The sequence below is a fragment of the Sorangium sp. So ce176 genome (assembly GCF_051519835.1).
Taxonomy (GTDB): Bacteria; Myxococcota_A; Polyangia; order Polyangiales; family Polyangiaceae; genus Sorangium; species Sorangium cellulosum_G.
This window is the reverse complement of sequence record NZ_CP150371.1, coordinates 6,110,926-6,137,329: the sequence shown is the minus strand read 5'-3', so window position 1 is coordinate 6,137,329 and position 26,404 is coordinate 6,110,926. Positions and strand designations below refer to the sequence as shown.

The 26,404-nt window shown below is 70.6% G+C and carries 19 protein-coding genes; 6 read left to right on the top strand and 13 right to left on the bottom strand.

Annotated features, from left to right (window positions below; genetic code table 11):
* Positions 1-248 precede the first annotated feature (248 nt).
* Positions 249-521, top strand: a complete 273-nt coding sequence (locus WMF42_RS22905) for a hypothetical protein (RefSeq protein ID WP_155798427.1) — start codon at positions 249-251, stop codon at positions 519-521.
* Between the two features lie 39 nt (positions 522-560).
* Here WMF42_RS22905 and pruA read toward each other — a convergent pair whose 3' ends face one another.
* Complete coding sequence (gene pruA / locus WMF42_RS22900; protein ID WP_437684679.1) at positions 561-2,201, bottom strand: L-glutamate gamma-semialdehyde dehydrogenase; 1,641 nt, start codon at positions 2,199-2,201, stop codon at positions 561-563.
* 181 nt (positions 2,202-2,382) lie between these two features.
* On the opposite strand from pruA, the gene WMF42_RS22895 reads away from it, so the two are divergent.
* On the top strand, positions 2,383-3,387 hold the full coding sequence (locus WMF42_RS22895) for a DUF2804 domain-containing protein (RefSeq protein WP_437684677.1): 1,005 nt from the start codon (positions 2,383-2,385) through the stop codon (positions 3,385-3,387).
* A 19-nt stretch (positions 3,388-3,406) separates the two neighbouring features.
* On the opposite strand, the gene ligA is transcribed toward WMF42_RS22895, so the two are convergent.
* On the bottom strand, positions 3,407-5,434 hold the full coding sequence (gene ligA, locus WMF42_RS22890) for an NAD-dependent DNA ligase LigA (RefSeq protein ID WP_437684675.1): 2,028 nt from the start codon (positions 5,432-5,434) through the stop codon (positions 3,407-3,409).
* Between the two features lie 13 nt (positions 5,435-5,447).
* Positions 5,448-5,933 (bottom strand): NUDIX hydrolase, encoded by a 486-nt coding sequence (locus WMF42_RS22885; RefSeq protein WP_233561524.1) that lies wholly within the window; start codon positions 5,931-5,933, stop codon positions 5,448-5,450.
* A gap of 152 nt (positions 5,934-6,085) precedes the next feature.
* Between WMF42_RS22885 and WMF42_RS22880 the strand changes: the two genes are divergently transcribed.
* Positions 6,086-6,808 (top strand): hypothetical protein, encoded by a 723-nt coding sequence (locus tag WMF42_RS22880; RefSeq protein WP_437684673.1) that lies wholly within the window; start codon positions 6,086-6,088, stop codon positions 6,806-6,808.
* A gap of 59 nt (positions 6,809-6,867) precedes the next feature.
* Entirely contained in the window at positions 6,868-7,686 is an 819-nt protein-coding gene (locus WMF42_RS22875; RefSeq protein WP_061608548.1) for a carbon-nitrogen hydrolase family protein, read from the top strand.
* Between the two features lie 91 nt (positions 7,687-7,777).
* On the opposite strand, the gene WMF42_RS22870 is transcribed toward WMF42_RS22875, so the two are convergent.
* From WMF42_RS22870 to WMF42_RS22860, 3 genes are all read right to left on the bottom strand, one after another.
* Positions 7,778-8,374 (bottom strand): helix-turn-helix domain-containing protein, encoded by a 597-nt coding sequence (locus WMF42_RS22870; protein WP_061608549.1) that lies wholly within the window; start codon positions 8,372-8,374, stop codon positions 7,778-7,780.
* Positions 8,375-8,762: 388 nt separating this feature from the next.
* Positions 8,763-10,700 (bottom strand): DNA gyrase/topoisomerase IV subunit B, encoded by a 1,938-nt coding sequence (locus WMF42_RS22865; protein ID WP_061608550.1) that lies wholly within the window; start codon positions 10,698-10,700, stop codon positions 8,763-8,765.
* A 1-nt stretch (position 10,701) separates the two neighbouring features.
* A complete protein-coding gene (locus WMF42_RS22860) occupies positions 10,702-13,104 on the bottom strand; it encodes a DNA gyrase/topoisomerase IV subunit A (protein ID WP_437684670.1) in 2,403 nt (800 codons plus the stop codon).
* A gap of 308 nt (positions 13,105-13,412) precedes the next feature.
* Between WMF42_RS22860 and bamA the strand changes: the two genes are divergently transcribed.
* The gene (gene bamA / locus WMF42_RS22855) at positions 13,413-16,061 is read left to right on the top strand and encodes an outer membrane protein assembly factor BamA (RefSeq protein ID WP_233561525.1); all 2,649 of its coding nucleotides are present in this window, start codon (positions 13,413-13,415) and stop codon (positions 16,059-16,061) included.
* 228 nt (positions 16,062-16,289) lie between these two features.
* A complete protein-coding gene (locus tag WMF42_RS22850) occupies positions 16,290-17,072 on the top strand; it encodes a rhomboid family intramembrane serine protease (protein ID WP_437684668.1) in 783 nt (260 codons plus the stop codon).
* Positions 17,073-17,124: 52 nt separating this feature from the next.
* Here the strand turns inward: WMF42_RS22850 and WMF42_RS22845 are convergent, their stop codons facing one another.
* The 7 genes from WMF42_RS22845 to WMF42_RS22815 form a co-directional block, all read right to left on the bottom strand.
* Positions 17,125-17,445: a hypothetical protein gene (locus tag WMF42_RS22845; RefSeq protein WP_061608553.1), complete on the bottom strand. Its 321-nt coding sequence runs from the start codon at positions 17,443-17,445 to the stop codon at positions 17,125-17,127.
* A 120-nt stretch (positions 17,446-17,565) separates the two neighbouring features.
* Entirely contained in the window at positions 17,566-19,485 is a 1,920-nt protein-coding gene (rpoD, locus tag WMF42_RS22840) for an RNA polymerase sigma factor RpoD (protein ID WP_061608554.1), read from the bottom strand.
* A 118-nt stretch (positions 19,486-19,603) separates the two neighbouring features.
* Positions 19,604-21,553 (bottom strand): DNA primase, encoded by a 1,950-nt coding sequence (dnaG, locus tag WMF42_RS22835; RefSeq protein WP_061608555.1) that lies wholly within the window; start codon positions 21,551-21,553, stop codon positions 19,604-19,606.
* A 199-nt stretch (positions 21,554-21,752) separates the two neighbouring features.
* Complete coding sequence (atpC, locus tag WMF42_RS22830) at positions 21,753-22,310, bottom strand: ATP synthase F1 subunit epsilon (protein WP_061608556.1); 558 nt, start codon at positions 22,308-22,310, stop codon at positions 21,753-21,755.
* A 7-nt stretch (positions 22,311-22,317) separates the two neighbouring features.
* On the bottom strand, positions 22,318-23,742 hold the full coding sequence (atpD, locus tag WMF42_RS22825; RefSeq protein ID WP_061608557.1) for a F0F1 ATP synthase subunit beta: 1,425 nt from the start codon (positions 23,740-23,742) through the stop codon (positions 22,318-22,320).
* Between the two features lie 146 nt (positions 23,743-23,888).
* Positions 23,889-24,719, bottom strand: a complete 831-nt coding sequence (gene rsmA / locus WMF42_RS22820) for a 16S rRNA (adenine(1518)-N(6)/adenine(1519)-N(6))-dimethyltransferase RsmA (protein WP_061608558.1) — start codon at positions 24,717-24,719, stop codon at positions 23,889-23,891.
* A gap of 8 nt (positions 24,720-24,727) precedes the next feature.
* A complete protein-coding gene (locus WMF42_RS22815) occupies positions 24,728-26,404 on the bottom strand; it encodes a DUF58 domain-containing protein (protein WP_437684664.1) in 1,677 nt (558 codons plus the stop codon).

Sequence of the window (26,404 nt, the reverse complement as noted above, 5' to 3'; positions counted from 1 at the left end):
GAGCAGCACCTGAGATGATGATGGCTCTGCGCCTGACGTCCTAAGGAGATTCCCAGTCTTGACTCACGAGCTCACCGATGCTGGCGCACCATGGTTGTTGCGGCTGGTTCATGGGTTCGATCCATCGCCAGCGCTGCGCGCTCCCCTCCAGGTGGGCGGCCGCGCCGCCCGACGCGCGGTCGCCCTGCTGCTCGCCGCTCGCCGCCGGCTCCGCAGCGTGCTCCGATGGCGGCTGGAGCCTCCCTGCCATGCATCGTCCCGCGCTCTTCTTCGCCCTGCTGCTCTCCTCTTTCGCCTCGGGTTGCGCGGGCAGCGACCCCTGCGAGGTCGTCTGCGCCAAGAACGCCGAGTGCCAGCCCGATGGCCCCGGCAAAGAGACATGCACCGCCCTGTGCGTGGAGCTGTCCGACCGCGCGTCCTATGCGGACGCGATCGAGCACCAGGCCGCGTGCTACGAGGAGGACGACTGGTCCTGCGATTCGCTCGCGAGCGGCGCCTGCGACTACTCGCCCGAGGATTGAGCGGCGAGGCGCTCCGCCCGCTGACGCGCGCCGCGCGTCTTACTCCGCTGCCATGAACGGGTAGGCGACGGCGCGCGACGGCGCGAACGTCTCCTTCACGACCCGCGGCGAGACCCAACGGAGCAGGTTGAACAGGCTGCCCGCCTTGTCGTTCGTGCCGGAGGCGCGCGCGCCGCCGAACGGCTGCTGCCCGACGACGGCGCCCGTGGGCTTGTCGTTGATGTAGAAGTTGCCCGCGGCGAAGCGGAGCGCGTCGCTCGCCCTCTCGATGAACGCCCGGTCCCGCGCGAACACCGCGCCGGTGAGGCCGTACGGCGACGTCTCGTCGCAGAGCGCGAGCGCGCTTGCCTCCTCGCCGTCGGGGTAGATCCAGGCCGTGAGCACCGGCCCGAACAGCTCGTCCGTCATCAACGCGTGGCGCGGGTCCGCGGTCTCGACGAGCGTCGGCTCGACGAACCAGCCGTCGCTGCCGTCGTGCGCGCGCGCGCCGCCGCCGCACACGAGCGAGCACGCCGGGCCCCTCTTCGCCGCGGCGATCCGCTCGGTGAGCCGCGCGTGCGCGCGCCCGTCGATCACAGCGCCCATGAAGTTGCGGAAGTCGGCGATGTCGCCCATGCGGATCGCCTGGACGTGGCCGACGATCCGGTCCTTGAGGGCCGGCCAGAGCGAGCGGGGGATGTACGCGCGCGACGCGGCCGAGCACTTCTGCCCCTGGTACTCGTAGGCCCCCCGGACGAGGGCCACCGCGAGCGCGTCGACGTCGGCGCTCGCGTGCGCGAAGACGAAGTCCTTGCCGCCGGTCTCGCCCACGATGCGCGGGTAGCTGCGGTACCGCCCGATGTTCTCCCCGATGCGGCGCCAGATCGACTGGAAGACCGCGGTCGATCCGGTGAAGTGGATGCCGGCGAAGTCCGGGTGATCGAGGCAGGCGTTCGAGACGAGCTCGGGCGGACCCATGACGAGGTTGATGACGCCGGGCGGGAGCCCCGCCTCGATCAGGAGCTCCATCACGAAATGCGCCGAGTACAGCGCGTTCGCCGACGGCTTCCAGACCACGGTGTTGCCCATCAGCGCCGGGGCCGCGCACAGGTTGCCCGCGATGGCGGTGAAGTTGAACGGCGTCGCCGCGAAGACGAAGCCCTCGAGCGGGCGAGGCTCGGCGAAGTTCCAGTTGCCGGGCGCGCTCGACGGCTGCTCCGAGGCGATCCGGTGGGCGAAGTGGACGTTGTAGCGGAAGAAATCGATGAGCTCGCATGCCGAGTCGATCTCCGCCTGGTACGCCGTCTTGCTCTGCCCGAGCATCGTCGCCGCGTTGAGCAGGGGGCGGTACCGGGTCGCGAGCAGCTCGGCCGCCTTGAGGAACACGGCGGCGCGCGCCGTCCACGGCGTCCTCGACCAGGCGGGGTGCGCGCGCCTGGCGGCCTCGATCGCGCGCGCCACGTGCTCGGCGCCGCCCTGGTGGGCGCGGGCGAGCAGGAGGTCGCGCCTGTGCGGCGCGCGGACTTCGTCGAGCGCGCCGGTCCGGACCGCCTCGCCGCCGATGACCATCGGGATCTCGATCGTCTCCCGCGCCCTGCGATCGAGCTCGGCCTTGAGGGCCGCGCGCTCCGGGCTGCCAGGGGCGTACGCGAGGACGGGCTCGTTCTGGGGGATCGGGGGCGCGGTGATGGCGTCGATCATGGCGCGAGTCTAGCGGGGGACCCGCGGGCGCGCAGCGCTCCGGCGCCGCCGCGCGTCGTCATCGAGGGTCGCGGCGTGAGCCGGATGGCCGTGCAGGCGAGCGCTCGCCGCATTTCACGGATGCCATGTTTCAGGAGCCGCCTGCCTTGGGCAGCGTCCGCGCCGCCGCTACGATCGCGGGATGCGCGAGCTCCGCACGCCGCCTGATGCGATCCTCGATCCGATCACGGGAGCAGCGCGCGTCGGCTCCTACCGGGGCGAGCTCCCTCGCGTCGATCTGACGCCGCTCGCGCCGCGGAGGCGCGACCGGCTGCTCAAGCACAAGCGGTGGACCTACGTGGCGATCGTGTCGGACGAGGTCTTCATCGCCGCCGCTGTCGTGCACCTCGGCTACCTCGCGAACGCGTTCGGCGTCGTCTTCGACAAGGTGGGCCGGAGGCTGCTCGTGGACCGCTCGACGCTCGGCCCTCCCTTCGCGGCGAGCGTGGGCGACGTGGGCGGCGAGGGCAGCTCCGCGCGCGCGTGGATGCCGCGCGGGCGCGTGCGGATCGAGCGCCCGCGCGGCGAGGCGAGGATCACGGTCACCGCGGCGTTTCGTGGCGTCGATCTGCGCGCGCGGCTCGACACCAGCGCGGCGCCGCCGGCGATCTCGGTCGTCGCGCAGGCGCCGGGCGGCGCGCTGATCGCGACCGAGAAGCGGCAGCTCCTCGGCGTCGAAGGCGAGGCGTCGGTGCTCGGCCGTCGGATCTCGCTCGACGGCGCGCTCGCCAGCTACGACTACACGAGCGGGCTCTTGCCGCGCCGCACGACGTGGCGCTGGGCGCTCGCGATGGGGCGCGCGCAGAGCGGCGAGCGCGTCGGGCTGAACCTGGGCGAAGGGTTCGTCGGCGACGCCGAGTGCGCGCTCTGGGTCGAGGGCGATCTCATCCCGCTCGCCGAGGGCCGGTTCACCTTCGACCCGGCGCGGCCGCTCGATCCGTGGCACGTCCGGACCGCGGACGACTCCGTGGATCTCCGGTTCGTCCCCGGCGCGGCGCACTCGAACCACACGAACCTCGGCTGGCTCACGTCGGAGTTCCTGCAGCCGATCTGCCTCTGTTCGGGGACGGTTCGCCTCCCGGGCGGGAGGGTCCTCGAGCTCCGGGACGTCTCCGGCGTCACCGAGGATCAGGTCATCTCCTGGTGACGCCGGCGGCTCGGTCCGATCAGCCGCCGCGTCGCTCGGCGACGAGCCTGTCGAGGTCGTCCTCGGTGATGAGCTTCGTGCCGTACTTGCGCGCCTTCACCGCCTTGCTCGACGCGGACGCCACGTCGGCGAGGACGAGGTAGTTGAGCTCCTTCGTGACGCTGTTCAGCACCCGGCCGCCGTTCGACTCGACGAGGTGCGTGAGCTCGCCGCGGGGGCGCGCCGCCGCGCCGGTGAAGCAGAACGTGAGGCCCGCGAGCGGACCTTCCGCCTCGGGGGCGACCGGGACGATGCCGCCGGCGATCAGCCGCGCGATCTCGTCGCTGCGGGCGCGCAGCCCGCGGACGATGCTCGCGGCCTTGATCGCGCCGAGCCCCGGGATGCCGGCGAGCTCGTCCTCGCCGGCGGCGAGCAGCTTCTCGATCGTGGTGTACCCGGCCGACACGAGGAGCCGCGCGGTCTGGATCGCGAACCCCTCGATGCCGAGCGCCGCGAGGAAGACCGGCAGGGTGAGCGGGAGCCGGCTCCTGAGCTGCTCGAGGCACTTCGTGGCGCTCTTCTCGCCGCGGCGATCGAGCTCGGCGATATCCTTGATCGTCAGCTTGTAGAGGTCGAGCGGCTCTCGCACGAGGCCCGCCGCCACCACCTGCTCGATCAGCTTGTCGCCCCACTCGAGCGCGCCGATGGCGTCGATCCAGTTGTGGATGCGCCCCTCGATGAGGGCGCGGCACCCGGCGTTCCGGCAGAGGAGGTACTCTCCCTCGACGACGAGCGGCGCGCCGCAGACCGGGCAGGTCGACGGAGGGACCGCGCCGGGGCCGCGCTTCTCGACGACCTCCTCGACGTACGGGATCACGTCGTTGCGGCGCGAGACGAGCACCTCGTCGCCCACGCCGATGCCGAGGCTCCGCACGTTGGCCGCGTTGTGCAGCGAGGCGCGCCGGACGTTGGCGCCGGCGAGCTCCACCGGCTCGACGATCGCCACGGGGGTGACGCGCCCGCTCGGGCCGGTGTCCCACTGGATCGCCACGACCGTCGTCACCTTGGCGGGCGACGCGAACTTGAACGCCACCGCGCCGCGCGGCCGCCGGTTGACGTCGCCGAGCAGGCCCTGGAGGTGGAGCGAGTTCACGTAGACGACGAGCCCGTCGATCTCGTAGTCGAGGCCGGCACGGAACTCGCTCGCGTAGCGCCGGTAGAGCTTCACGACATCCTCGACGCTGCCGTGGGCGGTGTGCGGCGTCGCGAAGCCGAGATCGCGCAGCCAGGAGAAGCGCGCCTGGCACGTCGCGATCTCGAGGTGCTCGGCGACATCGTAGAAGAGCACGGTGCAGTGCTCTGCCCCCTGGCCGTCGAACCGCTTGGCCGCGCCCGCGGCCATGTTGCGCGGGCTGGTGACGCCGGGGAAATAGCGCTTCATGTCCGAGAGGCGGAGGATGATCTCGCCGCGCACGGACAGCCGGCCCTTCTCCCGGATCCTCGAGGGGACCCCCTTCATCCTCGCGACGTTCGCGGTGATCCGCTCGCCCCACTCGCCGTCGCCGCGGGTGATGGCGTCGACGAGCTTGCCGCCCTTGTAGATGACCTCGATGGAGATGCCGTCGAGCTTCTCCGCCACGAAGAGGTCGTTCGCGACGCTCGCGCTGGCGGGGTCCGCCGGCTGCCCGCCTTCGCCGCCCGCGCCGTGCCCGTCCTTCACGAGGATCTCGTCGCAGCGGGCGACCCAGGCCCGGAGCTCGTCCTCGGAGACGACCTTGTTGAGCGAGCCCATCGGGATCTCGTGCCGCGCCTTCTCCCACTCGGTGATCAGCGAGGCCGATCCGACCCGCGCGAGCACCGGGTGCGCTGGATCGAGGGCGCGGAGCTCGTCCTCGAGCGCGTCGAACGCCGCGTCCGAGATCTCGGGTTGCCCGGCGTAGTAGCTCGCCCTGTACTTCTCGATGCGCTCGGCGAGCTCGTCGATCCTCGCCTTGTGCTTCGGGTCGGTCGTGAGCCCGCCCTGCAGCGCGCTGCGCGCGCCGGTCTCGTCATGGTGTGCCTGCGTCATGGCTTGCCTCGGCTCACTCGAGCTCCGTGTCGCCGCCGCGCCGGGCGGCGGCGAGGAAATCCCCCATGCCCATCGCGAGCTCGGCCGGGAGCTCGTCCTCCCGGAAGAGCCTGACCTCCCGGATCTCGAGCGGGTTCTGGGGAGGGCGCGTCGGCGCGCCGATCCGGGCCGTGACGACGACTGTCACGGCGTGGAACCGGATGTCGCGATCGGGGCGCGAGTACACGCCCACGACCCGCCCGACCTCGACCTCGGTGACGCCGGCCTCCTCCGCGAGCTCCCGGACAACGGTGTCGCGGAGCGTCTCGCCCCACTCCAGGGTCCCTCCCGGGAGCGCCCACGTACCGGTGTCGCTGCGCCGGATGAGCAGCCACCGGCCGTCTGCGGTCTGCGCGGCGGCGGCGATGCCGACGACGGGTCGCCGGAGCAGCGCGCGCGCGACCTCCTTGGCCAGGGCAAGCACGGAGCGCGGTAGCAACGAGAGGGGAGCGATTTCCATGAGAATTTTCGTGATCTGTCGGCAAAGCATAGAAGCGATCGGCGACCGCCGGGAGAGGGTTCCGCTCGACCTTGGCCGTTCGTGCAAACGGCGGGGAGCCGCGCGGCTCGGGGCTCGGCCCCGGGGGAGAGGCAGGCTACGCTCGTCTCATCATGTCCTTCGTGCGGGGGGCGACGCGCGCTCCTTTCGGGTGGTACGGACGCGCTGTCATCTGTGTCGTGGCGGCGTGGGGCGCGCTCCTCGCCGCCGCGTCGCTCTCGAGCTGTACCGAGGATCGGCTCCCGCCCCCGCGCCCCCATGCCGGCTCGTCCACCAGCGTTGGAGCGGCGGGGGGCGCGCCGCTCGACGCGGACATCGATGAGGGGCCTGGGCCGGCGAACCTCTGCGAGTGCGTCGCGGCGTACGGCGGTGAAGCCGGGCGCTGCGGTGACTGCTTCAACGAGCACGCCGCCCGCGGCGCGCGCTGCGAGGCGCAGCTCTCGGCGTGCGACGGGGAGCCCGGGTGCCGGCAGATCAGCCTGTGCCTCAACGAATGCGGTCGCGACAAGGCTTGCCAGGCGGCGTGCGTGTTCCCTGAGGACGCGGGCGCCGCCCAGCGGGCGTTCCAGCAGGTGCTCGCGTGCGTGTGCGTCGCGTGTGGCGCGAGGTGCGCGTACCACAGCGCGCCGCTCGAGTGCGCTGAGCCCGCCCTCGATCTCGATGGTGGGGCCGGGGCAGGCGGGGCAGGCGGGGCTGCGGGCGCGAGCGGGACCGCGGGCGCCAGCGCGGGCGGAACCGCGGGGGCCGGCGGGGCGCCCGGCGTCGGCGGGGCTGCGGGCGCAGACGGAACAGCGGGCGCGGCCGCGGGCGCGTCCGGAGATCGCGGAGTCCGGTGAACGCCGCGCGCGGCTCGGCGCGCGGTCCACTCCGGTTCCTCGTGCGGTAGGCTTGCCGCATGCAGAAACCGGTCATCTGGGCGGCCCTCCAGCTCTCCAGCCAGGAGAACGTGAGCGAGAACCTGGCGCGGGTGGAGGCGCGTATCGCCGAGGCGGCGCGCCGTGGGGCGACGGCGGTCGTGCTGCCCGAGAACTTCGCGTACATGGGCAGCGAGGAGGGGAAGCGCGACATCGCGGAGGACCTCGACGCCGGCGGCGGCCCGATCGCGCAGCGCCTCGCGGACGCAGCGCGATCCGCCCGCGTGACGATCGTGGCCGGCGGCTTCCCCGAGCGCGCGCACGACCCGGCGCGGCCGTACAACACCTGCGCCGTATTCGCCCCTGACGGCCGGCTCAGCGCCCGCTACCGGAAGATCCACCTCTTCGACGTCGAGATCGCCGACGGGACGAAGTACCGCGAGTCCGCGTCGACGACCGCCGGCGAGCGCCCGGTCGTCACCGAGATCGACGGCGTGAAGCTCGGGCTGTCGATCTGCTACGATGTCCGGTTCCCGGAGCTCTACCGCGCGCTCTCGTCGGCGGGCGCAGAGGTCATCGTCGTCCCTGCGGCGTTCACGCTGCTCACCGGCAAGGACCACTGGATGGTCCTGCTCCGCGCGCGGGCCATCGAGGCCCAGGCCTACGTGGTGGCCGCGGCGCAGTGGGGCAAGCACCCCGGCGGGCGAGCGACGTTCGGGAAGTCGTGCGTGATCGATCCGTGGGGCGAGGTGATCGCCCAGGCCTCCGAAGGGGAGGGGATCGCGATGGCGATGCTCGATCCCGCCTATCTCGATCGGGTCAGGGCGAATCTACCCTCGCTCAAGCACAGGCGACTCTGATCTCGATGTCATGGGTGCAGGGAATTTGTCCTCGCATCCTGGGGGGGTGGTTGAGGCGCCGGCGCATCGCGCGACCGGCGCCCCCGTCGGATCACTCGGCCGAGGCGTCGCTCGCCTCCGCCTCGCCGGCCGGGGGCAGCGCGCCGCCGCGCTTGGACAAGAGCGCCCGGAGCTCCGCGGGCCTGCGGAAGCCGATGCGACGGGCGACCTCCCCCTCGGCGAGCCCATCGCGTAACAGCGCACGGGCGCGCTCCGCGCGCACCTCGTCGTAATAGACATGCGGCGATAGCCCAAAGGCGGCGCGGAAGAGCCGCGCGAAGTGAAACTCGGACAGATCGAGATCCAGTGCGACCTCGTAGGAACGGATCCTCTGGCCCGCTTCCGCGGCGCTGCGGATGCGGTCGCGGCCGAGGTGGAGCCGCTCCGAGGTGCTGCGCGGGAGCGGGGTCGCCGGGCGCGCCGGCGGCGTGGAGCGCGAGACCGCTGTCGCTGCGGCGCGCTCGCGCGGCGGCTGCACGCCGTAGCTGGGCGCTGCGGCGCGAGTCGCCGCGAGCGACGTGGGCCGCACGGCCGGCGCGCCGCCGGCGATCGCGGTCGGAACGGCCGGGACCGACAGGGCGCGTGCGGCCGGCGTGTTGTGGGACGAGGAGGGTGCGATCGGAGTCGAGATGGGAAGCGCAGTCGTCACGAGTACCTCTCCAGGTGAAAGGGCGGTGTGCCGCGGTCATCGCGGCCACCGGTGGGGCGTATTGCAACCGGTAGGCCGCAAGCGGACGCAGCGCTCCTGGCTCACGTGATCCGGCATCCCGCAGCACGAAACGCCGGGATTCCTCGTCAACCTGCTCGCGATGTCATAGGGGGTGTGGCCTGCCGTTCACGCGACACAGACGCCCGGGAGCACTTGTGCCTGGCACAGCGTGCCTCGCGCACGGCGCACGCCGTCGAGAAGGCGTGTCACCAGGCCTCCTCGCGGCGTTGTCGTTGCTGTCAGGTGATGAATGAACGCCGGCGGCTCGGCATCCAATGCGGCGAGCGCGCGGTGTGTCTCAACGATCTCGGGATCGAGGCGTCGAGGATCAGACGTCGATCTCGGCGTTCGGCGCGCGCTCCATGATGAAGCGGAAGCGCGCCTGAGCGTCCTTGCCCATCAGCTCGTTCAGGATGCGATCGGTCTCGATCTCTCCCTCGATCACGATGCGCAGCGCGCGCCGGCGGCGGATGTCGAGCGTCGTCGCCTTGAGGTCCTCCGCGGGCATCTCGCCCAGCCCTTTGAACCTGGAAATATCCGCCTTGGCTGTCTTCGGGAGCCTCGCGAGGATCCGGTCGCGCTCTGCGTCATCGAGCGCCCAGTGCGTCTCCTTGCCCACGTCGATCCGGTAGAGCGGCGGCTGCGCGAGGAACACGTGGCCGCCGCGGAGCAGGCCGGGCAGGTGTCGGTAGAAGAACGTCAGCAGCAGCGTCGCGATGTGCTGGCCGTCGCTGTCGGCGTCCATGAGCAGAAAAATCCTGCCGTAGCGCAGCTTGGAGGCGTCGAAGTCCTTTCCGAAGCCGCAGCCCAGCGCGCTCACGATGTCCTGGAGCTCCTTGTTGCCGAGCACCTTCGAGGTCGAGGCCTGCTCCGCGTTGAGCACCTTGCCGCGCAGCGGGAGGATCGCCTGGGTCCGACGATCCCGCCCCTGCTTCGCGGAGCCGCCGGCGCTGTCTCCCTCGACGATGAAGAGCTCGCTCTCGCTGGGATCGGTCGAGGCGCAGTCGGCGAGCTTGCCGGGCAGGTTGAGCCGGTGAGACACGGGCGTCTTGCGCAGGACCTGCTGGGTCGCCTCGCGCCGCGCCTCCCTCGCGCGCGCCGCCAGGATCGCGCGGGCCACGATCGACTCGCCGGCCGTGCCGTTGTGGAGCAGCCACTGCTCGAGCGCGGGCCGGACCATGCCCTCGACCGCCGGTCCAGCCTCCGTGTTGTTGAGCCGATCCTTCGTTTGCCCCTGGAACTGGGGCTCCTGGATGTAGATGGACAGGACGCCCACGATCCCCTCGCGGATGTCGTCGGTCGTCAGCGTCACCCCCTTCGGCTGGATCTTCTTCGCGTCCATGAAGGCGCGGACCGCCTTCACGATCGCGGCGCCGAAGCCGGATTCGTGCGCGCCGCCCGCGTGGGTGGGGATGCCGTTGACGTACGACTTCACGTAGTCGTCCGTCGACTCGGTCCACTGGAGCGCGGCCTCGAGCCGGATCTCGCCCTCGCGCGCGACGTAGAAGATCGACGGGTGCGTCACCGCCTTGCCGCGCTGGGCGACCAGCTTGGGGAGGAAGTCCGCGATGCCGTTCGGGTGGAGGAGCTCGATCGACTCGCCCGACGAGAGATCGCGGAACGCGATCGCGAGCCCGCCGTGGAGGTACGCCTTCGCCTCCAGGCGCTCGCGGATGGTCTCGGGGTCGAACTTCCGGCCCTGCCCGAAGATCTCCGGATCCGGCCGGAAGTGGATGCTCGTGCCGTGCTTGCGGGTGGGCGCGCCCTTCTTGAGCTTGCTGATGGGCGCGCCGCGCGAGAACGTCTGCTGGTGCTCGAACCCGTCGCGCAGAACGCGCACCTCGACGAGCTCGGAGAGCGCGTTGACCACGCTCGATCCGACGCCGTGGAGCCCGCCTGAGACCTTGTAGTTGTCGCTCCCGAACTTCCCGCCCGCGTGCAGCGTGCAGAGGATGAGCTCGAGCGCGGGGCGCTTGTACCGGGGGTGGACGTCGACGGGGAAGCCGCGGCCATCGTCGGTCACGGTCACGCCCTGCAGGTCGGCGTCGAGCGTCACCTCGATCCGCTTCGCGTGCCCGTTGATCGCCTCGTCGACGGCGTTGTCGACGATCTCCCAGAGCAGGTGGTGGTAGCCCCTGACGTCGGTGCCGCCGATGTACATGGCGGGGCGCTTGCGGACGGGCTCGAGCCCCTCGAGCACCTCGATGTCAGCTGCCGTGTAACGTGCGCCGGACGCGGCGCGGACCGGGGGATTCGTGGCGGCCATGTCAGCTCACCTCCAGCGTCGGTACGACGACGGCCGGCGGCACCACGCGGGCGAAGCGGTCGCGTCGCGCGATCGGCTCGCCCTGGGTGCCGCGCGGGCCGGCGATCTTGCCCGCGGCGATCTCGAGCACCTTGCCCTTCTCCGTCTCGACCGTGATCGTGTCGTTCGGGCCGAGGGCGAGCGCGGCGCCGACGAGGCGCTCGCCCTCGGCGACCCGCATCACGACCGCGCCCTTGCCCGGGCCGGAGAGCAGCGCGAGCTCCTCCACGGCCACGCTGAGCGCCCACGCGTCGCTCGAGGCGCAGAGCACCCTGTCGGCGCCGTCCACGGCGTGGACGAAGAGCACCTCGTCGCCCTCGTTCAGCTTGGCGAAGCGGCGCCCGGAGCGCGTCGAGGGATCGCGGTGCGGGCGCAGCGAGAACCGGAAGCCCAGGCCCCCGCGCGTGATCGCGAGCGCGAAGGGCGGCTCCGGCTCGGCGGCGTCCGGGGTCGGCGCAGGCACGTCGAGCGCCCGCGCATCGAAGGAGAGCATCGCGATCAGCCGCTCGCCGTCGGCCAGCTTGAACAGCTTCTGCACGGGGTCGCCGTAGCCGGTCGACTGCGGCACGTCGTGGATGCGGCACACGTAGCACGCGCCGAGGTTCGAGAAGAAGGCGACCGTCGATCGCGTCGAGCCGGCGACGACCGCGAGCACGCTGTCGCCCTCGCGGACGCGCGTCGAGGAGAGATCCCTCACCTCGCGGACGCGCTTCACCCAGCCCTGCGCCGAGAGGATGACGTTCGCGTCCTCGGCCACGATGAAGTCCTCGGCCTGGTACTCGGGCTCGTCGATCGAGCCGACCACCTTGGTGCGGCGCTTCTCGCCGTACGAGCCCTTGATCTCGATGAGCTCGTCGCGGACGATCCCCCAGCGCTTCGCGTCGCTCTTGAGCAGCCCCTCGATCCGCTTCGCCTCGGCGCGCTTCTCGGCGAGGTCCTTCTGCACGAGCAGGATCTCGAGCCGCGCCAGCCGGTAGAGCTTGAGCTCGAGGATCGCGTCCGTCTGCTCCTCGTTCAGGGCGAAGCGCTTGATCAGCTTCTCGGCCGCGTCGGCCTTGCCCTCGCTCTTGCGGATGATCCGGATCACCTCGTCGAGGGCGTCGAAGATCTTCTCGAAGCCCTCGAGGATCGTGATCCGCCGCCGCAGCTCGCCGAGCTGGAACTCGAGCCGCCGCGTCACGGTCCCGTAGCGGAAGTCGAGGAACTTCGTCAGGATCTCGTGCAGGCCGAGCCGCCGCGGCGCGGCGACCTCCGCGTTGTCGGTGGGCACGAGGCAGGTGAGGTTCACCTGCACGTTGATCGCGAGCGGCGTCTGTTTGTAGAGGTACGCCATCACGAGCTGCGCGTCGGCGCCGCGCTTGAGCTCCATCACGATGCGCACCTCGGCCGTGGACTCGTCGCGCACGTCCACGAGCGTCGGCAGCTTCTTCGAGATGATCACCTCGGCGATCTTCTCGACGATCGCCTTCCGCTCGATCCCGTACGGGATCGAGGTGATCACGATCTGCGGCGCGGCGCCGCGCTTGCCGTCGCCCTCTTCCAGCTTCCACTCGCCGCGGAGCTTCAGCGAGCCCTGGCCGGACGTGTAGACGACCTCGAGCTCCTTCTTCGTCGCGTGGAGCTGGCCGCCGGTCGGGAAGTCGGGCCCCTTCACGTACGACAGCAGCTTCTGCGTGGTGAGCTCGCGGCTCTCGATCAGCGCGACGCACGCGTCGATCACCTCGCCGAGGTTGTGCGGCGGGATGCTCGTGGCCATCCCGACAGCGATCCCCTGCGAGCCGTTCACGAGGAGGTTGGGGAAGCGCGACGGCAGGACGATCGGCTCGAAGCGGGTCCCGTCGTAGTTGGGCCGGAAATCCACGGTGCGCTGGCCGAGCTCGCCGAGCAGCTCCAGCGCGAGGGGGCGGAGCTTCGCCTCCGTGTAGCGCATGGCCGCCGGCGCATCGCCGTCCACGGAACCGAAGTTCCCGTGGCCCGCGATGAGCGGCGCCCTCATCACGAAGTCCTGCGCGAGCCGGACCATCGCGTCGTAGATCGCGACGTCGCCGTGCGGGTGGTACTTGCCCATCACGTCGCCGACGACCGCGGCGCTCTTCCGGAACTTCGCGTCCGGCCCGAGGTGCAGGTCGTGCAGCATCGCGTAGAGGATGCGGCGCTGCACCGGCTTCAGCCCATCGCGCACGTCGGGGAGCGCGCGCGACGTGATGACGCTGAGCGCATAGTTCAGGTACCGGCGCTGCGCTTCGTCGGCGAGCGAGGTGTCGGGCGCCGGAGGCGGCGGCGGCTCGTCGTCGCCGGGCCGGCCACCGCGGCGGCCCCTGCGGGGCGCCTCACCGTCGGGCGGAAGGGAGGGGGTTCGAGACACGCGTTACTCCAGGGAGTTCGCGGGCACCGGTTGAGCAGTGCTCCGATGTTCAGGTGAACGCTGGCGAGCCTCGGCAATTACCCAGGGCCTCGCGCTCGGTCAAGGCTACCTCGCGGGAATTTCTGGCGGCGAGTGCTCGCCTGCGCTCGTGCGGGCCCTGGCATAGCGTCAGATGGCCCGGAGATCGACCCGAACGCCGGGTTCGCAGCGCGACAGGTCGGCGACGCCCTGTTTTCGGCGTCCGCCCTTGAGACTCACGGCGCACTGGGCTACGGGGTGGCGCCTTGTACGCGACAGGCACCCGTCCAATGCTTCGCCTCCCCAGCCGCTGGCTGCGGCTCGTCTGGCTCGGCCTCTTCCTGGTGTTCGTTGCGGCAGTGGCCCTACCGCCCCGGCTCGCGGCAGCACAGGCGCCCGGAGGTGCTCCGGGCGCCCAGCCGCCCGGGGGTGGCGCCACGCCGTCTCCCGTTCCGTCCGGCGTCGCTGCGCCGCCGGATCCGGCCAGCCCGGCCGGGGGAGGGCAGCCCGGCGCCGGTACACCTGTGCAGGGCGCCGCCGACCCGGCCGAGCCGACGATCGATCTGGCGCCCACCGAGGCCGAGCTCGCCCGCGGGCAGCCGGTCGTCCAGGTCACCGTCGCCGGCAACCGGCGGGTCTCGACGGAGGACGTGCTCGTCTACCTGGGGCAGACGCGGGTCGGCAGGCCGTTCACCCCCGAGGGGCTGGCGCGCGACGTGCGCGAGCTCTGGGACTCCGGCCTGTTCGATGACGTCGAGGTCGACCTCACCCGCCGCGACGACGGCGTGAGCCTGCGCGTGCTCGTCCGCGAGCGGCCGAGCATCAAGGCCATCGAGTTCTCCGGCAACAACGAGATCAGCAGCGAGGACCTTACCGAGGCGCTCTCGGTCGAGGTCAAGCCGGGCACGATCCTGAGCTACGCGGCGATCCGGCGCGGCGTGCAGAAGCTCCGCGACAAGTACGCCGAGGAGGGCTACTTCCTCGCGGAGGTCAGCTACGAGGTCAAGCCGGAGCGGGAGAACCAGGTCACCCTCAAGTTCACGATCAAGGAGCACGCGCCGGTCACCGTCCGGCGCATCACCTTCATCGGCAACCACAACATCCCGGACGAGGAGCTCCGGGAGGTGATGATCACGGGGCAGGGGGGCTTCTTCGCCTTCGGCACGGGCGGCCCGTTCCGCCAGGACGCGTTCGAGCGCGACGTGCTCGTGATCAACGCGCTCTACTACGATCGCGGCTTCCTGGCGGTGCAGGTCGCGACGCCCAGGGTGATGCTCACGCCGGATCGCACGGGCATCGAGGTCACGCTGACGATCAACGAGGGGCCGCGGTTCCGCATCCGCTCGCTCCGCGTGTACGAGCGTGACGCGGACGGCCGCGAGATCGAGCCGCTCGGCGGGCGCCGGGCGCTGCGCGAGATGGTGCGGGCCAAGTCGGGGGACTGGTTCAACCGCGCCGAGCTTGCCAAGGATCTCAGCGCGATCCAGACGCTGTACCGCGACGCCGGCTACGCCAACGTCGAGGCGTCGCCTGACACCCAGCTCGACCCCGACCGTCGTGAGGTCGACATCACCGTCGGCATCCGCAGAAACCAGCTCGTCTATTTCGGGCGCATCGAAATCCGCGGCAACACGAAGACGCGGGACAAGGTGATCCGCCGCGAGATGGAGGTGGAGGAGCGGAAGCTGTTCAGCGAGACCAAGCTGGAGCGATCGAAGCAGCGGATCACCGCGCTCGGCTACTTCGAGCGGGTCGACATCTCCACCGAGCAGGGCGAGGACGCCCAGCACATCAACGTCAACATCGACATCGGCGAGAAGCCGACGGGCACCTTCCAGATCGGCGCCGGCTTCTCGAGCGTCGAGAGCTTCATCGCGACGGCGCAGGTCCAGCAGGCGAACCTGCTCGGAAGCGGCCAGTCGCTCTCCCTGCAGGCGCAGATCTCCGGGCTGCGGCGGCTCATCGACCTCCGCTTCTTCGAGCCGTACCTGCTCGACAGCCCGTTCTCCGCGGCGGTGAGCGTCTACAACCAGCTACGGGCCTACAAGGAGTTCTCGCAGACCTCCACGGGCGGCTCGCTCACGCTCGGCTACCCGCTCGTCGAGCCGGAGCTCCGCGCGCAGCTCACCTACACGCTGGAGAAGGACGAGATCTCGTCGTCCACGACGACCGGCCTCGGCACGGCGGACGCGCGGTCCACGTTCCAGCGGCTCCCGCTCTACAACCTCTTCAACGACGGGATCACGTCCAGCATCCGCCCTGCGCTCACCTACGACACGCGCAACAACCAGCTCTTCCCGACGTCCGGCATTTACCTGCAGGGCTCGGTGGAGCTCGCCCACAGCGCGTTCGGCAGCCAGAACGAGTTCCTGCGGTACCGCGCCACGGGGCGGTTCTACTACCCCATCACGGACAGCCTGGTCCTCAAGCTGAACACCGAGGCCGGCATGGTGACGAGCCCCAACCCGGAGGGCGTGCCGATCTTCGCCCGCTTCTTCCTGGGCGGTATCCTCGACGTGCGCGGCTTCGAGATCCGGGATATCGGTCCGCGTCTGCCGCTGCGCGACTCGCTGGATCCGAACTCTCCGCCGATCGCGAACGGCGCGAACATCGGCGGCAACCTGATGTACTACCAGAACCTCGAGCTGGAGTTCCCGCTCATCGAGGCCGTGCAGATCAAGGGCGTCGTCTTCACTGACCTGGGCAACGCCTGGAACCTCGAGAAGCTCTACTGCAACGCCGCACCTGCCTCGCCGAACGACGTCACGAACCCGTGCTTCTCGCTGCAGCGCCTCCTCGACGTCCGCACTTCGTGGGGGTTCGGGCTCCGGTGGTTCTCGCCGCTCGGACCGCTGCGCTTCGAGTGGGGCTTCCCGTTCAAGCGGCTGTCCTACGAAGAGACGTACAAGTTCGAGTTCAACATCGGAAACTTCTTCTGAGCCGCCGCCCTGCGGGGCAGCAGGAAACCCGGGGAGGTGGGACCAGGGGGACGAGCCGCTGGCGCGCCGCCCCGACCTGCCGGGGCTACCGGGCGGCCCCTGCCCCGGAGCGTCCTGGCTGGCGTGAGGCGGGCGTTGGTCGGGGCCGCGGGCGCTGACAGGGGGCGCTCGCGGCAAAGTGCGGGGGCAGCGGTTGCCCGGCGGGGGCGCGGCTGTTAGGTGGAAAGCATGCGCCCGGAGCACGGCTCAATGGGGTTCCCCAGGCCAGGCAAGGCCCTGCTGGGGATGATGATCGCGATCGGCTGTATCTGGGTGATGTTCACCCTGGGGCTGAACTGGGGAGGCGCCGGGGAAGGGGTCCTGCAGCCGTTCGTTGGCATCAGCGATCGGGTGCTCCACGGCCAGGTGTGGCGGCTGCTCACGGCGCCGCTCGTCCACAGCCCGAGCGACCCCTGGCACTTCGCCACGACGCTCCTCGGCCTGTACTTCCTCGGCACCTCGCTCGAGGAGCGCTGGGGCGCCCGCCGCATGGTCGCGTTCCTGTTCGGCTCCGCGGCCTTCGCGTTCGCGCTCCAGGTGGCGATCGGCGCGCTGTTCCCGAAGGTGGCGCAGTCCGTGTTTTACGGCGGGCTCGGCATGATCGAGGCGGTCGCCGTCGCGTGGGCGCTCGCGCACCGCCACGCCACGGTCCGCCTCTTCTTCGTCCTCCCCGTGACGGGCACCATGCTGCTCGTCTTCATCTTCGCCATCTCGGTGCTCAACGTCATCGCGATGCGCGCGCCCCCCGAGGGCTTGATCACGCCGTTCGGCGGCATGCTCGCGGGCTATCTGTTCGGTGACTACTCTCCGCTGCGCCGCTTCTACCTCCGGATGCGCTTCCGCCAGCTCCAGGCACAGTCCGCCGCGCTCCGCCGCGTCCCCGCGGCGCGCGGCCGTTCCGGCGGCGTTCCGCTCCGGGTGATCCCCGGCGGTCAGAAAGACCCGCCGAAGGACAAGCGCTACCTGAACTGAGCCTGAGCTGAGTCGCAGCAGCGCGCCCCTCTGGCGCGCCCGCAGGCGTTCATCACGGTGCGCTGCACCGGCGGAGCTCCTCGAGCGTCTTCGCGCGCGCGAGGCAGTCGATCTCGCCCGGGTCCACCTCGCTCCCGGCGAGCTCCCGCTTGCAGTCCGACGTCCATTCCGACGAGAGCCGCTCGCCCTCGCTCGCGAGCACCACCGAGGCTTTCCCTGAGACCTGCGGCCCCGTGGGCCCGACCCGCTTCGCCTCCGCGGCCCAGGCGGCGCGCATGGCCTCGCCGACCCTGCGGCAGTCGTCCTCGGACATTGTCTTCTTGCACCCGGCGCCGAGGAGCGCGCCCGCGACAACGAGGAGGGCCACGACCACGGCGCGCTGCTCGGCGAGCGAGCCCCTCCCCGCGCGAGCGCGCGGCCCGCAGGGGAGAGGACGGCAGCGCGGCCTGCGCGCAGGGGCTGCCTTCGGTCGCCGAGCAGGACAGCCCACGGGCTAGCTGTCGATGAAGCTCTTGAGCTGCTTCGACCGGCTGGGGTGCCGGAGCTTGCGGAGCGCCTTCGCCTCGATCTGGCGGATGCGCTCGCGGGTGACCTCGAAGTCCTGGCCGACCTCTTCGAGCGTGTGGTCGCTCTTCTCGCCGATGCCGAAGCGCATCCGGAGCACCTTCTCCTCGCGCGGGGTCAGCGTCTTCAGGACCTTACGGGTCTGCTCGGCGAGGTTCATGTTGATCACGGCCTCAGCGGGCGAGATCACGCTCTTGTCCTCGATGAAGTCGCCGAGATGCGAGTCCTCCTCCTCGCCGATGGGGGTCTCGAGCGAGATCGGCTCCTTCGCGATCTTCAGGACCTTCCGCACCTTGTCGAGCGGGAGCTCCATCTTCTCGGCGATCTCCTCGGGGGTCGGCTCGCGGCCGTACTCCTGCACGAGGTAACGCGAGGTGCGGATCAGCTTGTTGATCGTCTCGATCATGTGGACCGGGATGCGGATCGTCCGCGCCTGGTCCGCGATCGCGCGGGTGATCGCCTGCCTGATCCACCACGTCGCGTACGTCGAGAACTTGTAGCCGCGCTTGTACTCGAACTTGTCGACGGCCTTCATGAGGCCGATGTTCCCTTCCTGGATGAGGTCCAGGAACTGGAGGCCGCGGTTCGTGTACTTCTTCGCGATGGAGACCACGAGGCGGAGGTTCGCCTCGACCAGCTCCGCCTTGGCGCGCTCCGCCATCCGCTCGCCCTCGCGGATGTTCTCGTAGGTCTCGCGGATCGCCGCGACGTCGATGTTGAGCTCTTCCTCGACCTTCTTGAGGCCCTTCTGGGCGTTCTTGATGGTCGACTCGAAGTCATTGAGCTCTTCGCGGTTGACGTTGAGCTTCCTGGCGAGCCGCCCCTCGAGGGCGCGGTTGCCCTTCACCTTGATGAGCTCGCGCTTGAGCTCGCCCTTCGAGAGCCCCGTGCGCCGCTCCAGCTCCGTCGCGCCGGCCTCCGCCTTCTCGACCTTCGAGATGAGGCTCTTCAGCTTCTGGACGATCTTGTCGATCGTCCGCTTGTTGAGGCGCATCTCCTCGAGCGTCGTCACGAGCTCGGCCGTCGCCTGCGTCACCTCGACGTCGATCTGCTTGCGGCGGACCTCCGTCTTCACGTCCTTGCGCTCCTCGAGGAGCTCCGCCTTCTTCTTGTCGACGCGCTTCACCTTGTCGATGAGGCGGATGATGCGCCGATCGGCCTCCTCCTCATCGAACTCCTGGTCGTCGTTCTCGGCGTCCTTGATGAGCTCCTTCACCCGGATCTTGTGCTTCCGGAGCTTCTCGCCGAGATCGATGATCTCGCGGACGGCGATCGGGGAATCGAGGATGGCAGCATTGACCTTCTGCTCGCCGATCTCGATCCGCTTCGCGATCTCGACCTCGCCCTCGCGGGTGAGCAGCGAGACGCTGCCCATCTTACGGAGGTACATCCGGACGGGATCGTTCGACTTCGAGTAGTAGTCGACGTCCTCTTCCTCGCGGTCGGGCGTGACGACGAGCTTCTTCTCGCCCGCCTCCTCGTCCGCGATGCGCTTCGGCGCGATCTTCACCTGGGTCGCGCCGTCGACGATCTCGATGTCCTCGTCGCCGAGGGCCCCCACCACGTCGTCGAGCTGATCGGGCGCGACGTCCGCGGGGAGCGCGTCGTTCACCTCGTCATAGGTGAGGAAGCCTTTGCTCTTGCCGGTCTCGACGAGTTTTTCCAGCGTCTTCCGGTCCTTCTCTGACCGCTCGGCTCGGATGCCCGCGTCTCCTTTGTTGCTTGGGCGTGCCCCTGCCTCAGCGTGCCCGCGTGTCGAAGCGTGCCGCGCGCCGTTCAGCACGCCGCCCCCCGCCGCTCTCGCGACCCCGCCTGCCCGACCGGAAGATTGCTTGGCCTTGCTCGCCATTACCTCATGCTCCACTTACGGCGATCAGCTCGCCGCGACCGACAAGACACCAAATGATTCCGACAAACTGTAGGGATCACGCACGTCGGGGCGCCACGCCGGGGCGACCCGGAACGCATCAAGGAAGACCGAGCCCCCCCGCTCTCCGCTGGAATAGCTCACGCAGCAAAGCGTTTTCAGCATCGGCGTCCACCGTGCTCTTCTGAAGCTGGCTCATCACGGCGGCCTTCTGTCGCGCCAGGGCTTGCCTGCTCAACTTTTTTGAGTTCTCCAAGAGCGTCGCCTTGGCCGTTGAGGCCGCTTCGAAGACAGGCGAGACCAGCCGTCCAGCCGCGAATGAATGGATCGGAGCCGGGACTTGCGCAAGAAATTCGCTGGCGGCAAGTCCCATTTCAAATGTGAAATTTTGACGCGCTGTGACAATTGCAAGAGCGACGTCGCCTTCCAGGCACTCCAGCGCGGCCTGCACCTCGTCGTCGGCCAGGAGCTCGGGGAAATCGAGGATCGACCCCAGGATCTCGAGGCTGATCTCCTGGATCTGCGCGCGCGACCGGGCGTTCTCCCACGTCTCGGTCGACTGTCCGGAGGGGGTCACCTCGCGGGAGGGCTGGCTTCGCGGTCGGGAGAGCGACTCCTCGACGACGCGCTCGAGCTGCCGGAGGTCGTCGGGCGAGCGACCGCCGATCACGAGCTTCGAGGAGACGCGGTCGGCGTAGAGCTTCGCCATCATCCGGAGGTTGGGGTCGTCCTCCTCCGAGAGCAGCGCGGTCACGGCGCGCACGCGGGCGAACTGCTCGGGGAGCGACGAACCGCCGAAGCTGTCGCCGTCGAGCGCCTCGTCGATGAGGTGCTCGAGCAGGCCGCGCGCTCCCTTGAGGATGCGCGCGACCGCATCGGGGCCGTGCTTGCGCGCGAGGTCGTCGGGGTCGATGCCGGCGGGCAGCACGGCGACGCGGGCGCTGAGGCCCGCCTCGCGGCAGGGGGCGCGCGCCGCGCGCGTGGCCTTCTTGCCGGCCGCGTCGCCGTCGAAGAGCAGGACGACCGCAGGCGCGAAGCGCTTGATGAGCTTCGCCTGTGCGGGCGTGAACGCGGTGCCGAGCGGCGCGATCGCGTGACCGATGCCGCGCGCGTGCAGCGCGACGACGTCGAAGTTGCCCTCCACGAGGATCGCCTCGCCGTGCTGCCGGATCGCCTGGCGCGCCTGGTACAGGCCGAAGAGGTGCTCGCCCTTCGTGTAGATCGGCGACTCGGGGCTGTTGATGTACTTCGCCGGCGCGCCGTCGGCCTGCGGCGCAGGGCCGGTGAGGCCGAGCGACGAGAGCTCCGCGGGGCTCGGGTCCGGCAGCGCGCGCCCGCTGAACGCGATCACGCGGCCCATCACGTCCGTCACGGCGAACATGAGCCGGTGCCGGAAGCGGTCGTAATGGCCGCTTCCCGACGAGCGCGGCACAAGGAGCCCGACGCGCTCGCCGAGGACCGGGGAGACGCCCTGCTGTCGCAGGAAGTTGGCGAGCCCGTCCCAGCCGAACGGGGCGTAGCCGATCCGGAACGCCTGGAGGGCGTCGGAGATCGGGTCGACGGATCCCTCGCCGTCGCGGAGGGGCAGACCGCGACGCTGGAGCTCCTCGTGGGCGTAGCGCGCGAGCGGGTGCGCGCTGGTGCCGGGACCGCCGCGGAGGCTGTGCTCGAAGAACGTCGCGGCGAGGTGGTTGACGGCGTAGAGGTCGTCCTTCGACTTGCGCGCCGCGTGCGCTTCGCGCCGCTCGGCCTCGGTCATCGCGTCCGCCACCTCGATGCCGGCGCGCTCGGCGAGCGCGCGCACCGCCTCAGCGAACGTCCGACCTTCGAGCTTCATCACGAAGTCGATGGCGCTGCCGGTCTCCTTGCAGCCGAAGCAGTGATAGAACCCGCGGTTCGGGTTCACGTGGAAGCTCGGCGTCTTTTCCTTGTGGAAGGGGCAGAGCCCGGTGAAGGAGTGCCCGCGGCGCGTGAGGCGTACGCTTTCGCCGATGAGCGCTACGAGATCCGTGCGCTCTTTCACGAGCGCGATCGTCTCCGGAGAGATCATGGGCTGCCTTGAGGGCCCCGTGTGCGCGGGGCCCGCAGATCGTCACGGGTGAACCCGAATGGCGTGGCGGTGTTCGCGCCAGCGCCTGGGCGGTGCGGGCAGCTCGCGAAGCGGGAAATTCCCCAGGCCTCCGCGGCCAGCGTGAACAACAGTGTCCTGTGCGGCGGCCGCACGCGCAAGGCGGTTGCCGCCAGGTATGTCACTTCGGATCGGGGAACGGAGACCCGGGCTTCTTGTGATCTGTGAGGCTCTCGTCTGGGTGGGAAGCCTCGACCATCTCTTCGACAGAGGGCGCTTCGGCGTGGTCGGCGAGGAACCGCGTGTCCTCGCGGACCATGGGCGGCGGCGGATCACCGATGAGCTCGAGCTCGGTGGCGAGCCACTGCTCCTCTTCGATGAGCTCGCGGCGGCGCGGATCGGTCAGGTCGCCCTGCCAGTGGTCGAGCTCAGCGTCGACTTCCTTGAGCCGGAGGCGCACCCTCACGACGTCGACCTCGTCCTTCTTCGCGAAGCGCTCGGTGAGCAGCAACGCTGTGTCGTTGGCGACCTCGACGAAGCCGTGATGGACGGCCAAGCGGTGCTCCTGGCCGTTCTGGTGGTAGGTCACGAGGCCGGTCCGGAGGGCGGCGAGCAGGGGGAGGTGCCCCGGCAGCACGCCGAACTCGCCGGCGACGCTCGGCGCGGTCACGTCCGTGACCTGCTCGCGCAGCGCGACGCCGGTCGGCGTCACGATCTCGAGGAGGATTGTGTCGGCCATGGCTGCGTCAGGCCGCCTTCTGCGAAGCTCGAGCCTTCACCTCGTCGATGCCGCCCACCATGTAGAAGTCCTGCTCCGCGATGTGGTCGAGCTTGCCGTCGAGGATCTCCTCGAAGCCCGCGATCGTGTCCTTGAGGGCCACGAGCTTGCCCTCGAGCCCGGTGAACTGGGCCGCGACGAAGAACGGCTGCGACAGGAACTTCTGGATCTTGCGGGCGCGCGACACGACGAGCTTGTCGTCCTCGCTGAGCTCGTCCATGCCGAGGATGGCGATGATGTCCTGGAGGTCCTTGTAGCGCTGCAGCGTCTGCTGCACGCGTCGCGCGACGGAGTAGTGCTTCTCGCCGACGATCTGGGGATCGAGCATCGTCGAGTTCGAGTCGAGCGGATCGACGGCCGGGTAGATGCCGAGCTCCGAGATCGCGCGCGACAGCACGGTGGTGGCGTCGAGGTGGGCGAACGCCGTGGCCGGGGCGGGATCGGTCAGGTCGTCGGCAGGGACGTAGATCGCCTGCACGCTGGTGACGGAGCCCTTGGTCGTCGAGGTGATGCGCTCCTGGAAGGCGCCCATCTCCGTCGAGAGGGTCGGCTGGTAGCCGACGGCGCTCGGAATACGCCCGAGGAGCGCGCTCACCTCGGAGCCCGCCTGGGTAAACCGGAAGATGTTGTCGACGAACAGGAGCACGTCCTGGCCCTCCTCGTCGCGGAAGTGCTCGGCCACGGCAAGCGCCGAGAGCGCGACGCGGGCGCGGGCGCCCGGGGGCTCGTTCATCTGGCCGTAGATCAGCGCGGCCTTGGAGATGACGGGGCTGCCGTCCGCGAGCTTCGACTCGCTCATCTCGAGGAAGAGGTCGTTGCCCTCGCGCGTCCGCTCACCGACGCCGGCGAAGACGGACACGCCGCCGTGCGCCTTCGCGACGTTGTTGATGAGCTCCAGGATGAGCACCGTCTTGCCGACGCCGGCGCCGCCGAAGAGGCCGATCTTGCCGCCCTTGCGGTAGGGGGCGATCAGGTCGATGACCTTGATGCCCGTCTCGAAGACCTCGACCTTGGTCGACTGCTCGATGAACGGGGGAGGCTCCCTGTGGATCGGCGCCATCTTCTTGGCGTGCACGGGGCCGGCCTCGTCGATCGGCACGCCGACGACGTTCAGGATCCGGCCGAGGCACTCGTTGCCCACCGGCACCATGATGGGCTTGCCGGTGTCGCGGACTTCCATGCCGCGCACGAGGCCGTCGGTGGAGTCCATCGCGATGGTGCGCACCGTCGACTCGCCGAGGTGCTGGGCGACCTCGAGCACGAGGTTGTCAGGCTCAGCCGAGATGCTCGGGTTGCTCAACTTGAGCGCGTTCAGAATCCTGGGCAGCTGGCCCGACGGAAAATCGACGTCGACAACCGGTCCGATGACCTGAGTGATCTTTCCAACAACCATGGAGCGGGAGCCCTCCTCGTACGAGCTTTGACGAGTCGGGCGGCGCACTAGCACGGGCCTGCGCGTCCGACTAGGGGTTCCGAGGCCCGCTCCCGCAAGAGAACGCCTGCGCGGGGGGCGGCGTCGGCGCTCGCGCGGGACCGCGGTCAGCGGTCCTTGGCCGCGGCGATCCGCGCGAACGCCTCCACGCTGAGCGTCTCGCCGCGCGCGTCGAGCGAGATGCCGGCGTCCTTCGCGCGGCGCTCGAGCTCCTCGGGCGACCAGCCGTAGAGGTTCTTCCAGGCGTTGCGGAGCGTCTTGCGGCGGGCCGAGAAGGCGGCGCGCACCGCGGCGCGGAAGGCGTCCGTCTCCTCGGCGCGCCGCGGGCGCCACGGCGTCAGGACGACGACGGCCGAGTCGACCTCGGGCCTCGGATAGAACGCGCCCGCGCGCGCGACCAGGAGGCGGCGCACGTCGAACGCGGCCTGCACGAAGACCGAGAGCGCGCCGTACTCGCCGCTGCCGGGGGCGGCGGTGAGGCGCTCGGCGACCTCGAGCTGCACCATGAACACCGCGCGATCGATCTCGTGCGCGATCGTGGTCGCCTGCTCGAGGAGCCGGCCCGTGAGCTGGTACGGGAGGTTGCCGGCCACCGCGCGCGGGGGCGGCTTCCCGGCGAGCGCTGCGACCCAGTCGACCTGCGCGGCATCGGCCTCGAGCAGCGTCAGACGGCCTTCCTCGATCGGGCCAGCGAGCTGCTCGCGGAGGATCGGGACGAGGTCGCGGTCGCGCTCGATCGCGATGACGTGCGCGGCGCGGTCGAGGAGCGGCCGCGTGAGCGCGCCGAGCCCCGCCCCGATCTCGACCACCGCGCCGCCCGTGGGCGTGGTGGCCGCCTCGGCGATCCGGCGCGCCGCCTCGACGTCAACGAGGAAGTTCTGACCGAACCCTTTCTTCGGAGAGAGCCCGCGCGCGCGCAGGAGCTCGGAGATGGACATCGTTCGTCCTAGGCCTGAGGTGGGGGCGCCCCGTCGTGGGGCGCGGCCGCGGTTGCGCGCGGGGCGGCGGCGGTCGTCGCGCGAAGCCGTACCACGCGCACGCCGACCTTGCGGAGCACAGCTTCACGGCGGGTTTGTGCCACCCGCGCGCGGATGAGCACGGCCTCTGCCGCGATCGGCGCGAGCTCCTGGAAGGCCTTGTCGGCCGGCGTGAGCGCCCGCTGCTCCTCGTCTCCGTCGCTCTCCGGCGATCGCGGCGCCTCCCAGGGAGGGCTGAGCCCCGGCTCGAGATCGGGGAGCGTCCACATCACCTGCACGGCCTTCCGCGAGAGCCGCCGCACCGCCTCCGAGAGCCGGCCGAGCTGCGCGTCAGCGGGGGGCGGCGCGAGGACGTAGACCATGCTCGCCCGCGGCTTGGTGCGCGCGACGTGCAGGAGCGACTCCGCGATCGTCACGGCCGGATCGCGCCGATCCGTCTCGGACCGCGCGGGCGATTCGATGCCATAGCTGGCGAGGTAGCGGCGCAGGGTGCGCTCGCGCTGCGAGCGCCCGAGCGGCGCCGGCGCCGAGAACGGCGCGCGCGACCGCATCGAATCGGCGCGGGCGGCCAGGCGGTCGAGATCGCCGCGACGCAGGTCGTCGAGGCCGCGCGCGTCGAGCGGCCTGAGGTGCTCGAGGACGCGCGCCGCTACGTCCGCCTCGTCGAGCTCGCTCCGATCCGCGTCATACGTGCCGCACCCGACCATGAGCGCGTGCGCGATCTTCTGGCCGTGCCCAGGGCCGTGGTCCGGCGAGATCGTCACGCGCGGGCCAGGCGCCAGGAGGATGAGCCCGACGCGATCGCCGCGCCCGAGGTGCCTCGTGGCGATGGCCGAGGCCTCGTCGATCATGAGGTCGAGCGGGGCGCGGCCGAGCGGGCCCGCCCAGAGGTCCACGGCCGCGTCGACCAGGATCCAGACCACGTCGCGCTCCTCGCGCTCGAACTCCCTCACGAGCAGCGTGCCCCGGCGCGCGCTCGCCTTCCACGCGATCTTCCGGAACGGATCCCCCGGCTGGTGCTCTCGCAGCTCGCGCAGATCATCTCCCTCGCCGCGCACGCGGCCGGGCCTGCCCGAGGCCGCGAGGATGTGGCTCCGCCCTCCGCGCGGCTGCGTCAGGTACGCCATGAAGGGCCGCGGGAGCACCTCGATCCCGTACGGGTTCGCGAAGGTGAGCGGCACCTCGAAGAGGCCCGGGGCGCCGTGCACCTCGAGCGCGAGCCCGTGGAGCCCGTGCTGGCCGACGCGCGGCGTCCTCACGACGACCTTCACCTTGAGCCGCCCCGAGGCGGAGACCTCCCCGCGGTTCGGCTCGATGCGCACGTCGAGCTGCGACGAGGCGATCGCGCGCAGCTTCACGTAGCGCGCCGCGAGCGTGTCGCGGTTCCGCACCTCCGCCTCGATCTCCACGGTGCCTCCCCGCGCGGACCGGAGGACCCGCTTCGAGCCGCCCCAGAGCATCTCGAACCCGGCCGCGCGGATGCGCGCCACCGACACCAGCGTCACGCCGCGGGCGAGCGCGATCGCGACCAGGATCGCCCCGCCCCAGCCGACGATCGCCGGCTCCCGCGCGATGAGCCCGGCGCCCATGACCGCGACGCCGGCGATGGCCAGGTGGGCGGCGGTGCGCGTGGGGTAGAGCTGCAT